The following is a 12,283-nucleotide window of genomic DNA, read 5'->3' on the forward strand; positions in this document are numbered from 1 at the left end:
ACCGGACGGTCACCCCAACCGACATACTGGTTGGTATGACGACTGTGGCGAACTTCGGCGGCACCAGCCACCACGCGGACCTCGGCGGGCCCGTGCACTGGGTCGACTTCGGCGGACCGGCGGACGGTCCCCGCGTCGTCCTCGTGCACGGGCTCGGCGGCTCGCACCTCAACTGGGTGCTGCTGGCACCGCTGCTCGCCGCGAAGGCCCGCGTCACGGCCGTCGACCTGGCCGGGCACGGCCTGACGAACCCGGAGGGGCGGCAGACGACCGTCCAGGCCAACACGAAGCTGCTGGGCCGGTTCCTGCGCGAGGTCGTGGGCGAGCCGTCGGTCCTGGTCGGCAACTCGATGGGCGGGCTGATCTCGCTCTTCCAGACCGCCTACGACCCCGAGCTGGTCCGCGGCCTGGTGCTGGTCGACCCGGCTCTGCCCATGGTGCTCGGGACGCGGCCCGACCCGACGATGCTGGCCACGTTCTTCATGTACTCGGTGCCGGGCCTGGGGGAGAGGTTCCTCGCGCGGTCGCGGACCGCCCCGGCGCGACGCCAGGTCGACCGGCTGCTGGAGCTCGTGTGCGCCGACCCGTCCGGCATCCCGGAGGAGCTCAAGGACGCAAGCGTGCACCTGATCGGCGAACGCGCCAAGGTCGAGGGCCTCGACAAGGCGTTCCTGGCGGCCGCGCGCAGCGTCGTGGCCACGACGTCCAAGCGCGGCGCCTACTACGCGGCGATGGCCAGGGTGCGCGTGCCGGTGTTCCTGATGAGCGGCGACCGCGACCGGCTGGTCAACGTCGCCGCCGCCCGCTCCGTGGCACGCCGGTACCCGCACTGGCGCTACGACGAGTTCGCGGGCGTCGGTCACGTGCCCCAGATGGAGATCCCCGAGGTCGTGTCCGAGCGGGTCCTCGACTGGATGGACGCCAACCGCCTGAGCACGTCCGCGAGCTGACCCAGCGTGAGCCGCTCCCGCAGCACGGGGGCGGCCCCGGTCAGCACGAAGTGGTCGTCGTGCTGCTCCACGCCCGTCAGCTCGATGCCGCGCGGCAGCTCGGGCACGGCGAACACCTTCGCCGGCAGCCACCGGTGCAGCCGCACGTGCAGCTCGGAGCCGACCAACCGGACGGTCAACGGGAACCAACTGACCGGTTGTAACTCCGGAATGTCCGCGAAGTCCACTTCGACGCGGAACTCGACCGGCGACGCCACCAGCACGGCGGGCGGGTTCACGTGCACGTCCCGGCAGACGACGGTCGCGCGGCGGGCTCGCCAGCGCGACCACCGCACGTCCTCCAGCTCGATCCGGACGTCGTCGAGCTGGCCGAGCGCCAGTCCCAGGGCGCCCAGCCGCGCGTCGAGTCCCACCACGGTCAGGTGCGCCTCGTGCGCGCCCGCCTGGAGGGTCAGGTCGTGCCTCAGGCCGTTGTCTCCGGCTTCACGCCGTTGTTCGCGGCCTTGGAGGTCGCGCGCACGGCCCGGGGCTTGGGAGCGGGCTTCTTCGCGGCGGGCTTGGGCGCGGCTTTGGGCGCGGGCTCGGAGGCGGCTTTGGGTGCGGGTGCGGCCTCCACCACCCTCTGGGCGGCCTCGGTCTTCTCCGCGGCCTCGGCGGCCAGCGCCACCATCTCGTCGAAGCCCGCGCGGATGCCGTCCGCGAGCAGCTGCACGTCCGGCACGCCGTCGAAGTCGGCGTTGATGCCGAAGGTGAACCGGTCGAGGTACGAGAAGATGCCGACGGTGATCCGGATCGTCGAGGCGACCGGCACGTACGGGAACATCTCGACCAGCGGCCGGCCGAGCATGTAGAGCGGGATGCGCGGCCCCGGCACGTTGGTCGTGACGGTCTGCAGGATCTGCTGCGGGAACCGCATCGCGGTGCGCGAGCCCAGCGCCATCAGCGTCGGCGCGGCGAAGTTCGACAGGTTCGTGATGACGTCGGCGCCCGCGGCCTGGCGCGAGCTCTTCAGGTCGTCCATCTGCGCGCGGATCGACGCGAGCCGCCGCACCGGGTCCGCCTCGCCCACGGGCAGGTTCACCAGCACGGCACTCACGCGGTTGTTGAGCTCGTTGTGCTGGTCGGCCTTGCGCATCGACACCGGCACCATGGTCCGCACGACCATGCCCTCGGTCAGCTCGCCGCGCTTCTCCAGCAGGTCCCGGAAACCGCGCGTGATCGCCGTCAGGATGACGTCGTTGACGGTGCCCCCGGCGGCCGTGCGGATCTGCTTGATCTCCGCGAGGTTCGCGCGCGCCCACACCCAGCGGCGGTGCGGCCCGATAGGACCGTTCAAAGAGGTCGCCGCGCGCGTGACCAGACGCTTGGCGGTACCGGGAAGAGAACCGAGAACGGACTTGCCGAAGTCCACGATCTCGCTGAGGGAACGGACGTTCCGGGCAACAGCGGGCAAGGCGGACAGGTGCTGCACCGGCGTCACGATGGCGTCGCGCACGCCGTCGACCACCAGGTCGAGAGTGGACGGCTGCGGCTCCGGCTTCCACTCCTTCGGCTCCGGCAACGGGTTGTCCTGCCGGAAGTCGAGGATGAGCTGGAGCATGTCCGAACCGGACACTCCGTCGATCATGCAGTGGTGGACCTTGGAGATGATCGCCCAGCGGCCGCCTTCGAGGCCCTCGACGAGCCACGCCTCCCACAGCGGCTTCTTGTCGTCGAGCTTCTGCGCGAAGATCCGGCCCGCGAGGTTGCGCAGCTGGTCCTCGCCGCCCGGCGACGGCACGGCGGTATGGCGCACGTGGTAGAGGATGTTGAAGTGGTCGTCGTCGACCCAGACCGGACGACCGACGTGGAACGGCAGCGCCTTCACCTTCTGGCGGTAGCGCGGCACCTGGTCCATGCGCGCCAGGAACAGGCGGATCACGTCACCGTAGGAGGGCACCGGCCCGTCGAAGACCAGGACGGAACCGACGTGCATGGGCACGTTCTCGTCCTCGATGAAGTAGAAGCTCGCGTCCAAACTGCTCATCCGATCCACTCGAAAAAGACTAGAGCAGCTCTGCGTCTCAATCGACGTCCATGCAGGTGAGAGGCACTGCACAGCTGTGAGGTTGCCGACGCGTTACCTGCGCGTGGCGAATCGAGACTCGAAAGTGCTGGCAAAAAGATCGTTCACGAAACATCATGGACTTCACCGGGCAACGCGGCCCGGGGCGCCGGCTCGGGGTTGTCGACGTGTGGGGAGGCTCCATGTCTGCCGTACCTTCGGACGAAGTCTTCGAAGCTCCTGCTGCTTCGCCCCTCCAGCTCGTCAGAGGCTCCGCGCCCGGACTGTTCTGGTACCTCACCGAGCCCACCCGCTGCGCGCTCGACGTCAGCGAGTTCGTCGCCACCCGGTCGATGTTGCGCGGCGCCCCCTCCGGTGACGGCCACCCGGTCCTCGTCTTCCCCGGCCTCGGTGCCGCGGACTCCTCCACGGTGATGCTGCGGCGTTTCCTGTCCGGCTTGGGTTACCGCGTGAACCCGTGGGGCCTCGGCCGCAACATCGGGCCGACGCGCAAGGCCGTGGACGGCATGCACGCCTTGGTGAAGAAGGTCTCCGACGAGCACGGCGCGCCCGTGTCGATCGTCGGCTGGTCGCTCGGCGGGATCTTCGCGCGCGAGATGGCGCGCGACCACCCGCACCGCGTGCGTCAGGTGATCACCCTGGGCTCGCCGTACAACATGAGCGATCCCGTGCAGTCACGGGCGATGCCGGCGTTCGCGCTGTTCTCCCGGCTGCACATCCCGAAGGACGAGTTCCCGCCGCCGGAGGCGACCCGGCCGCCGATCCCGGTGCCCGCGACGTCGATCTACTCCAAGACGGACGGCATCGTCTCGTGGGAGTCGTGCGTCGAGGAACCGGGGCCGCGCAGGGAGAACGTCCAGGTGTCGTCGTCACACCTGGGGTACGGCTTCAACTCGAGCGTCCTGTGGGTCGTCGCGGACCGGCTGGCGCAGGCGGAGGGTACGTGGGCACCCTTCGCCGCGCCTCCCGGCATGGCGAGCCTGTACCCGCGCGCGGCCTGAAACCGTTGCGGCGCCCGGAAAGCGGGTGGGACTTCGGTTCCCACCCGCTCACCGTGCGATCGCCTCAGCCGGTCAGTCGTCCACCACCTCGCTCGAGGTCGAGCTCGTCGCCACCGCGTCGCCGCTGTGGCCACCGTGGCCGGTGTTGCCACCGTGGGTGTTGCTGTTGTTGGTCGCGTTGCCCGTGTCGCCCGTGCCCGTCCAGCCCGAGTCGCCCGAGTCCGTGCCGGTCACGCACGTCGAGTGCACGCACATCACCATGGCGGAGTTGTGCCCGGTGTCGCCGGAGTCGCCGCTGTCGCCCGAGTCGCCCGTCGTGGCGGTGTCGGTGCTTTCGGCGTCGCCGCCCTCACCCGAGTTCCCGCCGTTGCCGGCCGCCGCGGCGGTCGTGGCGCCGGAGTCACCGTTCTCGTCGTCGTCATCCCACGCGGTGGAGGTCTCCGCCGCCGCGTCGGCGTCGCCGCCGTTGCCGCCACTGCCCGTGTTGCCGCCCTGGGTGTTGCTGTTGTTGGTCGCGTCGCCGGTGTCGCCCGTGCCCGTCCAACCGGACTCGCCCGAGTCCGTGCCCGTCAGGCAGATCGAGTGCACGCACATCACCATGGCGGAGTTGTGCCCGGTGTCGCCGGAGTCGCCGCTGTCGCCCGAGTCGCCCGTGGTGGCCTCGTTCGTGCTCTCGGCGTCACCGCCCTCGCCGGAGTTGCCGCCGTTGCCCGCCTGGGCGGCGGCAGCGGTGGCGTCGCCGTCACCGTGGGCGGGGGCGTCGTTCTGCTCCTTGCCCTCGTCCTCGTCGCCTTCCTCGTCCGCGTCCTCGTCCCAGGTCGTGGCCGAGTCCGCCGCCGCGGCACCGGCGTCGCCGCCGTTGCCACCGTTGCCGGTGTTGCCGCCGTGGGTGTTGCTGTTGTTGGTCGCGTCGCCGGTGTCGCCGGTGGGCGCGTCCGCGTCGTCGGAATCGCCCGAGTCGCCGGTGGTGGCGGTGTTGGTGCTGGTGGCGTCGCCGCCCTCACCGGAGTTCCCTCCGTACCCGCCCATAGCCCACGTCCACGCCTGATGCTCGTACCATTCCGCGGTCAGGTGTTCTGAGCCGCCGAAGTCGTACGGGTGGAACGCGCTGCTGTCAGCGCTGGCGGCAGGACCGCCCGCCAGCACGAGGCCTGTGGCCGTGATCGCGGCCAGAAGGCCGGTTACGACGTTCTTGCGCATGTTCTTCCTCTCTAGACGACAACTTCTCGTTCATGCGAGGTGATTTCGGTGGCGGGAGCCCATGCGTCCACCGCGGCCCGGAGTCACGCCGGCATCCGAGCCGCGGGGTTGACGTCGATCTGGGGAAGAGGACTTGCCGTCACCGTCGCGCCGGCGTTCCGCGCACTCACACCTCCCCTGAGCGGAACACCTTGTTGCGCCGTTTGGAGTAGCCGCGTTCGAGTCCGAAAAACCTGCGGGACGCGCGCCACCTGAACGAGCGACGCCGGTATGCCTGCGACTACCACCGGACGGATGAACCGTCAGTCGCGGCGGGGATCGGTGAGGCGACTGCGTTGCTGCTCGCTGGACGAGGCGCGGGGCTCGTGCTCGGAGCACGCCGGACGCGATCGCCCGCGCCGTCGCGTTCGCGCTGGAGCAGCCGGCCGACGTCGACGCGAACGAGGTCGTCGTGCGGCCGACCGCCCAGGCTCAGGGCCTTTGCTCAGCGGAAAGCGTTGCGGGTGTAGGTCAGGCTGAAGGCACCCTTGTTGGAGAAGTACCGGTCGACCACCGCGGCGGGGTCGGAGGCCAGGTAACCGCGGTAGACCGGGCCGTCGTTCTGGTCGTCCCAGCCCCACGGCGCGTGCGCGGCGTTGTCCTTGCCGTTGTCCCCGCGGAAGGTGCCGAACGACGCGAACGTCTCGGCGTTGTTCCGGCGCGCCCACATCCCGTTGGTGTCCAACGTGTTCACGAGGCGGTAGCCGACGCTGCGGTCGTTGCCGCCGGACGGCACCTCACCGGTGGCGGCGGGCCGGTAGACCACGCCGTCGCCGCCGGGGAAGTCGGCGCCGTTCCACCGGTAGAGGCCGTGACCCTTGGCCTCCTGGAACGTGGTCGGGCGGCCGTCGGTCAGCAACAGCGTGCCGTCGATGGTCTCCGCGCCGTTCTGGTAGGGCGACCCGGCGGGCACGTAGGAGTAGAAGTCGCTGTGCGCCACCGTGACCGCGGCTTCCAGCGTGCCGAACCCGGCGTCGCGGCGGACGGCGAGCAGGACGCCCTCCAGGTCGTTCTCGTGCGTGCGCTGGCCGAACGGGTCGGGCTGGTCGTCCCAGTCGCGCGGGTGGTAGAAGCCGTAGACGAGGAACCAGTGCGTCGAGGTCTCGACGACCGAGTAGTAGGCGGCGCCGGTGAGCTTCGCCGTCTGGGGCTGGTTCTCCCAGTTGTTCAGCGTGTTCCAGTCGCCGTCGAAGTCCACAGTGGACAGGTAGTCGGCGTCGGCGTCCGAGTCGTCGGTGTCCTGGTGGTGGACCGGCGCCCAGTGCAGGGCGAGGTCGTGGTCGGACACGGCGTGGGCGGGTGCAGGGGTCAGGGCGAGGAGAGCGATCGCCACCAGACCAGCGCGGATCGTTTTCACGCCGCCGCACGTTAGCTGTACAAGGTGACCGTCAGGCGGGGGTTCGAGCGAAAATCAGTCGACTCGTGGGAAACGCGCGCGAGCGGCATCGAGCCCGCGGCCGCCGTCAGGGTCGTCTCGATCTCGTGGCGCTCGTCCTCGGTCAGGAACGTCCAGAACGAGCTGTGCCAGACCACCGTGTAGGTGTTCCGGTCGTCCGGCGGCACGAGGTTCTCCCGCAGCCACCGCCCGGCGGGCGAGCGCGCGACCTTCACCCCGGTCCTCGCGGCCACCTCGATGGCGTCGTCGAGGTCCCACCGCTGCGCGTCGTGCTCCGGCGGGATGAACGACTGCAGGATCATCGCGTGCTTGGGGTCGGCGGGATCGCGCGGCTGCAGGTCGCAGCCCGCCCGGTCGACGATCTCGAGGTTCGGCGGCCGGGGCCCGGTGGCGGCCAGGCGCACCGGCGAGTCCTTCTCGCCCCACTCCCAGCCCAGGCCGAACCAGCGGTAGTGGTCGAGGATCAGGTTGAGCCCCGCGCACGCGCCGAGCTCGAGCAGCCGCACCTTGGGCGCGCCGATCATCGTGAGACCCCGCAGCAGGAACCCGGCGGTCTTCGGCTGGTGCTGCTGCACCGTCCGGTCGAGGGCGGCGAGGATGTCCCCGGCGTTCTCGACGATCGCCCGCCGTGCCGCGAGCCAGGCCAGCAACGCCGTCGAGTCCGACTCCCCGGCCATCGCCGCGGCGTGCGCGCTCGCGAACCGCTGGCTGAGCTCCGGCGCCTTGCCCGACAGCATCAGCAGCCGCACCCCCGCGAGCGCCTGGATGCCGAACAGCGGGCTGTGCACGGCGCTGTGCGAACACAGCAGGTCGGCCACCGGTCCGCCCTTGTCGAGCTCGCTCGCCAGCTCGGAGAGGATGCGCGCGGACACCGGCGCCGTGGTCCGCAACCGCACCGCGAGCGTGCGCAGCGTGGAAGCACCGATGGCAGCCGCCGTCACCCTGTCTCCCCTCGTAGGCAGAGGGACTTTACAAGGTCATGGGTATCGTGCGGCGCGTGAGCGAGTACCTGGACCTGACCACGGCCGGCCCGGTCGCGACCGTGACGATCAACCGCCCGGCCAAGCGCAACGCGATGTCGTACGAGATGTGGTCGGCCCTGCCCGCCCTGCTCGCGCGCGTCTCGGCGGACGACGACGTGCGGGTGCTCGTGATCCGCGGCGGCGAGCACTTCTCCGCCGGCGCCGACATCGCGGAGTTCTCGACCCTGCGCCGCGGTCCCGAGGGCGCCGCCCACTACGGCGAGGCCGTCCACCAGGGCGAACGCGCCATCGCCCAGTTCGACAAGCCGACCATCGCCGCCGTCTCCGGCTACTGCGTGGGCGGCGGCTGCGAGATAGCGCTGGCCTGCGACATCCGGATCGCGTCCACCGACGCCCGGTTCGGCATCACGCCCGCGAAGCTGGGCATCGTCTACAACTTCACGTCCACGAAGGCGCTGGTGGACGCGGTCGGCCCGGCCTGGGCGAAGCAGATCCTGTTCTCCGCCGACCTCCTCGACGCCGCCGTCGCGCTGCGGATCGGCCTGGTGAACGAGGTGGTGGAGTCGCTCGACGCGCGGGTGAAGGAGCTCGCGGAGCAGATCGCGGGGCGCGCGCAGGTGTCCGTGCGGGGCGCCAAGAAGATCATCAACTCGATCACGGACGGCGGGCACGAGGACGACTTCGTGCGGGCGCTGTACGCGGAGGCCGCCTCCAGCGCCGACTACGCCGAGGGCGTGACGGCGTTCCTGGAGAAGCGGCCGCCGAGGTTCTAGGCGTGGGCGAGTTGATCGGTGCCTTCACCGCGGCGGTGCACCACGGCTGCCTGGTGCTGGAGGACGACCAGGTGACGGGTCTGCGGCACGACTCGTGGGATCCGGCCGAGGCGCGGTACGACCTGGAGGACGACTCCGTCGTCTTCAGCGTGCAGCCGTCCGTGGACGGGCCGGTCACCGTGCGGGTGTGGCGCGGCGAGCCGGAGCCGGGTGCCACCGCGGTGCCGTACTTCTCCGGCGAGCTGCAGTGTGCACGGGGCCGTGCCAGGCTGTTCGACGCGAACGAGGACGTGTCGCTGACCTTCGAACTGGAGCCCGGGCCGAACCCGTTCCACGTGCTGACGGACTCGGTCGACCACCCCGAGTCCGTCGACATCGTCTTCGGCTAGAACACCCGGCTAGAACACCTCGGCGGCGATCGTCGTGTCGTCGCCGTGGCCCGTGTGCACCACGGTCTCGCCGGGCAGCGTCAGCAGCTTCGCCCGGATCGACGCCTCGATCGTCGGCCGGTCCGAGAACGACCGCCCGGTCGCGCCCGGCCCGCCCTGGAACAGCGTGTCGCCCGTGAACACCGCGCCCAGCGACGGCACGTAGAAGCACACGGCGCCAGGGGAGTGCCCCGGCGTGTGCAGCACGTGGATCTCCTCGCCGGCCACGGTGATCACCTGGCCGTCCTCCAGCGCCTGGTGCGGGATGACGCCGGTGTGCGTCAGGTTCCACACCACGTGGTCGGCCTGGTGCAACGCCATGGGCGCGCCCGTCGCGTGCGCCAGGTCCGGTGCGACGCGGACGTGGTCGTCGTGCGCGTGCGTCAGCAGGATCGCGGTGACCTTGCGGCCGTTCACGGTCTTGAGGATCGCGTCCACGTCGTGCGGCGCGTCGATGACGACGCACTCGGTGTCGTCGCCGATGACCCAGACGTTGTTGTCGACGTCGAACGTCTCGCCGTCGAGCGAGAACGTGCCGGACGTGACGGTGTGGTCCACGCGCAGCGCCATCAGAACACCACGACCGATCGCAGCACGTCGCCGTGGTGCATCTTCTCGAACGCGGCCTCGACGCCGTCGAGCTGGATCTCCTCGGTGACGAACGCGTCCAGGTCGAAGCGGCCCTGCTGGTACAGGTCCACGAGCATCGGGAAGTCGCGCGAGGGCAGGCAGTCGCCGTACCAGGACGACTTGAGCGCGCCGCCGCGGCTGAAGAAGTCGATCAGTGGCATCTCGAGCTGCATGTCCGGCGTCGGAACACCCACCAGGACAACGGTTCCGGCGAGGTCGCGGGCGTAGAACGCCTGCTTCCACGTCTCCGGGCGGCCGACCGCGTCGATCACGACGTCCGCGCCGAACGAGTCCGTCAGGTCCTGGATCGCCGTCACGACGTCGTCGACCTCGCGGGCGTTGATCGTGTGCGTGGCGCCGAACCCCTTGGCCCACTCCAGCTTCCGCGGGTCGGTGTCCACGGCGATGATCTTCGCGGCGCCGGCGATGCGGGCACCCGCGATGGCGCCGTCACCGACACCGCCGCAGCCGATCACGGCGACCGAGTCGCCGCGGCCGACGTTGCCGGTGTTCACGGCGGCGCCGACGCCCGCCATCACACCGCAGCCCAGCAGGCCGACGGCCGCGGCGCGCGCGGCGGGGTCGACCTTCGTGCACTGTCCGGAGTGGACGAGCGTCTTCTCCGCGAACGCGCCGATGCCCAGCGCGGGGGAGAGCTTCGTGCCGTCCGTCAGCGTCATCGGCTGCGACGCGTTGAACGTCGAGAAGCAGTACCAGGGCTTGCCGCGCTTGCAGGCGCGGCAGGTACCGCAGACCGCGCGCCAGTTCAGCACGACGAAGTCACCCGGTGCGAGGTCGGCGACCCCGTCGCCGACCGATTCCACGACGCCCGCGGCCTCGTGGCCGAGCAGGAACGGGAACTCGTCGTTGATACCGCCCTCGCGGTAGTGCAGGTCGGTGTGGCAGACGCCGCACGCCTGGATCTTCACGACTGCCTCGCCGGGGCCGGGATCGGGCACCAGCACCGAGGTCAGCTCGACGGGTTGTCCCTTGCCCCGGGCGACGATGCCCTTGACCTCTTGCGCCACTGCGACTCCGTCCTCAGTTGATCAGCGTCGTGCCTTCGAACTCACCGAGAACTTCCCGGTAGAACTCAATCCCTACACCGTTGGGGTCGCGGATGTACAGGCTGTCCTCGACGCCGCGGTCGGGCCCCAGGTACTCGATCCCGGCCTCGTCCAGCTTGGACTTGATCTCGTCGAACCGCTCGGGCGACGTCGAGAGCGCGAGGTGCTGCACGGCACCGATCGTCTCGGAGAACGCCGGGTGGTCGTGACCCGGGAAGTCGAAGAACCCCAGCAGGTTCTTGGCGCCGAGGTCGAAGAAGAAGTGGCTGGAGCCGTTGTAGTCGCGGTTCTCCACGAGCTCCACGAGCGGGAAGCCGAGGAACTCCTGGTAGAACTTGATCGTTTCCTCGACGTCCTTGCAGATCAACGCGATGTGGTGCACGCCCCGCGTCGGCGAGCCGCCCCGTTCGGCGAGCGGCTTCACGTACCTCTCGCGCAGCTCGTCGCGCTTGGCCCGGATGGCGGCGAGCTCTTCACCCTCTGGCTGTGGCATGAGCGTCAGAGTAGTTGAGGCTTCAAAGATTCGCAGGCCCACATGCCGATGCCCGGTCCGCGCGCGGACCGGGCATCCGGAGGCGGCGTCCGGTCAGTCTTCCTCGTCGCCGGGCCACTCGCCGGTGAGCTTCTGGAAACCCTTGGCACCGCCGCGGTCGATCGCGGCCTTGACCAGGCCGAAGATGGCGCCCTGCAAGGCGGCGGCCAGCAGGACCTCGCTCCAGGCGCGGTTGCGCATCGTGGCGCTCGGCGCTTCCTTGTCGCCCGCGACGAGCTTCCAGACCTGACCGAAGATCGCGGTCGCGAGGAAGCCGCCGAGCGCGCCGACCAGCATGCCCAGGGGGCGGTAGAGGAGCTTCACGCGTTCCTCCTCGAGATCGCCCAGATCGCGACGATCAGCGCGATGAGCGCCGCCGCGATGGCCCCGGGGTGGCGGCGTGCCTTCTCGACCTGCTGCGCCACGGGCTCGGGCAGCGCGTCCACGGCACCGTTGGTCGCCGCGGTGAGCTTGAGCCGCGTCTCCTGCGCCTGCACCTTGACCCGGTCCGCGGTCTCCTGCGCCTGGCTGCGCACCCGCTCGGCCGTCTCGTGCGCCTGCTCCTTCACGCGGCCGGGCACGTCCACCTTGTGCGCCAACGCCTCCACCGTCTCACCCAGCTCACGCCGGGTGCGTTCGACGTCGCGCTGCAACTGGTCCTTGGGATCGCTCATCGGTGCGCACTCTCCTTGATCGTCGCGATGTCCTGCTGGACGTTGTCCATCGCCTGCCGCGGCGCGGGCGGCACCGCCTGCTTGACCTGGCCCTTGCCTACGAGCGCGAAGATGCCCGCGAACAGCAGAAGGGCGGCCGCGACGATCAACGCGGCCGCCCACGGCGGTACGACGAGTGCCAGCAGCAGGATCAGGCCCGCGACGACGCTCAGCCCGCCCCACCACGCGAACACGCCGGCCGCGCCGAACATCCCGGCGCCGACACCGGCGTGCTTGCCCTTGTCCTTGAGCTCGGCGACGGCGAGACGGATCTCATCGCGCGCGAGCCTGCTCACCTGCTCGGACAGCTGGTGCACCAGCTGTGCGGTCGACGTGTCGGTGTTCATGCACGTCGATTACCCACAGGTGGGTTGAGCCAATCAGCCCCGCCGAGCCGTGCGGCCCCGCCGAGCCGTGCGGCCTCGTCGTGCCGTGCGGCCTCGTCGTGCCGTGCGGCCTCGTCGTGCCGTGCGGCCCTGTCTAGCTGTTCGGCCCTGTCTAGCGGT

Annotated in this window: 15 protein-coding genes and 1 pseudogene; 5 read left to right on the forward strand and 11 right to left on the reverse strand. The window is 70.3% G+C overall.

Annotated features, from left to right (window positions below; genetic code table 11):
* Nucleotides 1-35 precede the first annotated feature (35 nt).
* Entirely contained in the window at nucleotides 36-950 is a 915-nt protein-coding gene (locus tag ABZX02_RS27405; RefSeq protein WP_355302058.1) for an alpha/beta fold hydrolase, read from the forward strand.
* On the opposite strand, the gene ABZX02_RS27410 is transcribed toward ABZX02_RS27405, so the two are convergent.
* A complete protein-coding gene (locus ABZX02_RS27410; protein WP_355302060.1) occupies nucleotides 860-1,366 on the reverse strand; it encodes a hypothetical protein in 507 nt (168 codons plus the stop codon). The genes ABZX02_RS27405 and ABZX02_RS27410 overlap by 91 nt on opposite strands.
* A gap of 47 nt (nucleotides 1,367-1,413) precedes the next feature.
* Entirely contained in the window at nucleotides 1,414-2,976 is a 1,563-nt protein-coding gene (locus ABZX02_RS27415) for a wax ester/triacylglycerol synthase family O-acyltransferase (RefSeq protein ID WP_355302062.1), read from the reverse strand.
* A gap of 221 nt (nucleotides 2,977-3,197) precedes the next feature.
* On the opposite strand from ABZX02_RS27415, the gene ABZX02_RS27420 reads away from it, so the two are divergent.
* Nucleotides 3,198-4,016, forward strand: coding sequence for an alpha/beta fold hydrolase (locus ABZX02_RS27420; RefSeq protein WP_355302064.1), 819 nt, complete (start codon nucleotides 3,198-3,200; stop codon nucleotides 4,014-4,016).
* A gap of 72 nt (nucleotides 4,017-4,088) precedes the next feature.
* Here the strand turns inward: ABZX02_RS27420 and ABZX02_RS27425 are convergent, their stop codons facing one another.
* Nucleotides 4,089-5,216, reverse strand: a complete 1,128-nt coding sequence (locus tag ABZX02_RS27425) for a hypothetical protein (RefSeq protein WP_355302066.1) — start codon at nucleotides 5,214-5,216, stop codon at nucleotides 4,089-4,091.
* 382 nt (nucleotides 5,217-5,598) lie between these two features.
* On the opposite strand from ABZX02_RS27425, the pseudogene ABZX02_RS27430 reads away from it, so the two are divergent.
* A pseudogene (locus ABZX02_RS27430) lies at nucleotides 5,599-5,685 on the forward strand (oxidoreductase); the annotation flags it as partial.
* A gap of 15 nt (nucleotides 5,686-5,700) precedes the next feature.
* Here the strand turns inward: ABZX02_RS27430 and ABZX02_RS27435 are convergent.
* A complete protein-coding gene (locus tag ABZX02_RS27435) occupies nucleotides 5,701-6,612 on the reverse strand; it encodes a hypothetical protein (RefSeq protein WP_355302068.1) in 912 nt (303 codons plus the stop codon).
* Between the two features lie 11 nt (nucleotides 6,613-6,623).
* A complete protein-coding gene (locus ABZX02_RS27440; RefSeq protein ID WP_355302070.1) occupies nucleotides 6,624-7,592 on the reverse strand; it encodes a DUF2332 family protein in 969 nt (322 codons plus the stop codon).
* 56 nt (nucleotides 7,593-7,648) lie between these two features.
* Here ABZX02_RS27440 and ABZX02_RS27445 point away from each other — a divergent pair, with 56 nt between their 5' ends.
* Both ABZX02_RS27445 and ABZX02_RS27450 read left to right on the forward strand, forming a co-directional pair.
* On the forward strand, nucleotides 7,649-8,407 hold the full coding sequence (locus ABZX02_RS27445) for an enoyl-CoA hydratase-related protein (RefSeq protein ID WP_355302071.1): 759 nt from the start codon (nucleotides 7,649-7,651) through the stop codon (nucleotides 8,405-8,407).
* Between the two features lie 2 nt (nucleotides 8,408-8,409).
* On the forward strand, nucleotides 8,410-8,796 hold the full coding sequence (locus ABZX02_RS27450) for a hypothetical protein (RefSeq protein WP_355302073.1): 387 nt from the start codon (nucleotides 8,410-8,412) through the stop codon (nucleotides 8,794-8,796).
* A gap of 9 nt (nucleotides 8,797-8,805) precedes the next feature.
* Here the strand turns inward: ABZX02_RS27450 and ABZX02_RS27455 are convergent, their stop codons facing one another.
* From ABZX02_RS27455 to ABZX02_RS27480, 6 genes are all read right to left on the reverse strand, one after another.
* On the reverse strand, nucleotides 8,806-9,405 hold the full coding sequence (locus ABZX02_RS27455; RefSeq protein WP_355302075.1) for an MBL fold metallo-hydrolase: 600 nt from the start codon (nucleotides 9,403-9,405) through the stop codon (nucleotides 8,806-8,808).
* Nucleotides 9,405-10,493, reverse strand: coding sequence for an S-(hydroxymethyl)mycothiol dehydrogenase (locus ABZX02_RS27460; protein ID WP_355302077.1), 1,089 nt, complete (start codon nucleotides 10,491-10,493; stop codon nucleotides 9,405-9,407). The genes ABZX02_RS27455 and ABZX02_RS27460 overlap by 1 nt, the downstream gene beginning before the upstream one ends.
* A 13-nt stretch (nucleotides 10,494-10,506) precedes the next feature.
* Nucleotides 10,507-11,025 carry a VOC family protein gene (locus tag ABZX02_RS27465; RefSeq protein WP_285640799.1) on the reverse strand — a complete coding sequence of 173 codons (519 nt, stop codon included), beginning with the start codon at nucleotides 11,023-11,025 and terminating at the stop codon, nucleotides 10,507-10,509.
* Nucleotides 11,026-11,118: 93 nt separating this feature from the next.
* A complete protein-coding gene (locus ABZX02_RS27470) occupies nucleotides 11,119-11,388 on the reverse strand; it encodes a DUF4235 domain-containing protein (RefSeq protein ID WP_355302079.1) in 270 nt (89 codons plus the stop codon).
* Nucleotides 11,385-11,738 carry a DUF3618 domain-containing protein gene (locus ABZX02_RS27475; RefSeq protein WP_355302081.1) on the reverse strand — a complete coding sequence of 118 codons (354 nt, stop codon included), beginning with the start codon at nucleotides 11,736-11,738 and terminating at the stop codon, nucleotides 11,385-11,387. The genes ABZX02_RS27470 and ABZX02_RS27475 overlap by 4 nt, the downstream gene beginning before the upstream one ends.
* Nucleotides 11,735-12,124 carry a phage holin family protein gene (locus ABZX02_RS27480; RefSeq protein ID WP_355302083.1) on the reverse strand — a complete coding sequence of 130 codons (390 nt, stop codon included), beginning with the start codon at nucleotides 12,122-12,124 and terminating at the stop codon, nucleotides 11,735-11,737. The genes ABZX02_RS27475 and ABZX02_RS27480 overlap by 4 nt, the downstream gene beginning before the upstream one ends.
* Nucleotides 12,125-12,283 lie beyond the last annotated feature (159 nt).

Origin of the sequence: Lentzea sp. NPDC003310, assembly GCF_040610935.1 — a bacterium.
Lineage (GTDB): Bacteria > Actinomycetota > Actinomycetes > Mycobacteriales > Pseudonocardiaceae > Lentzea.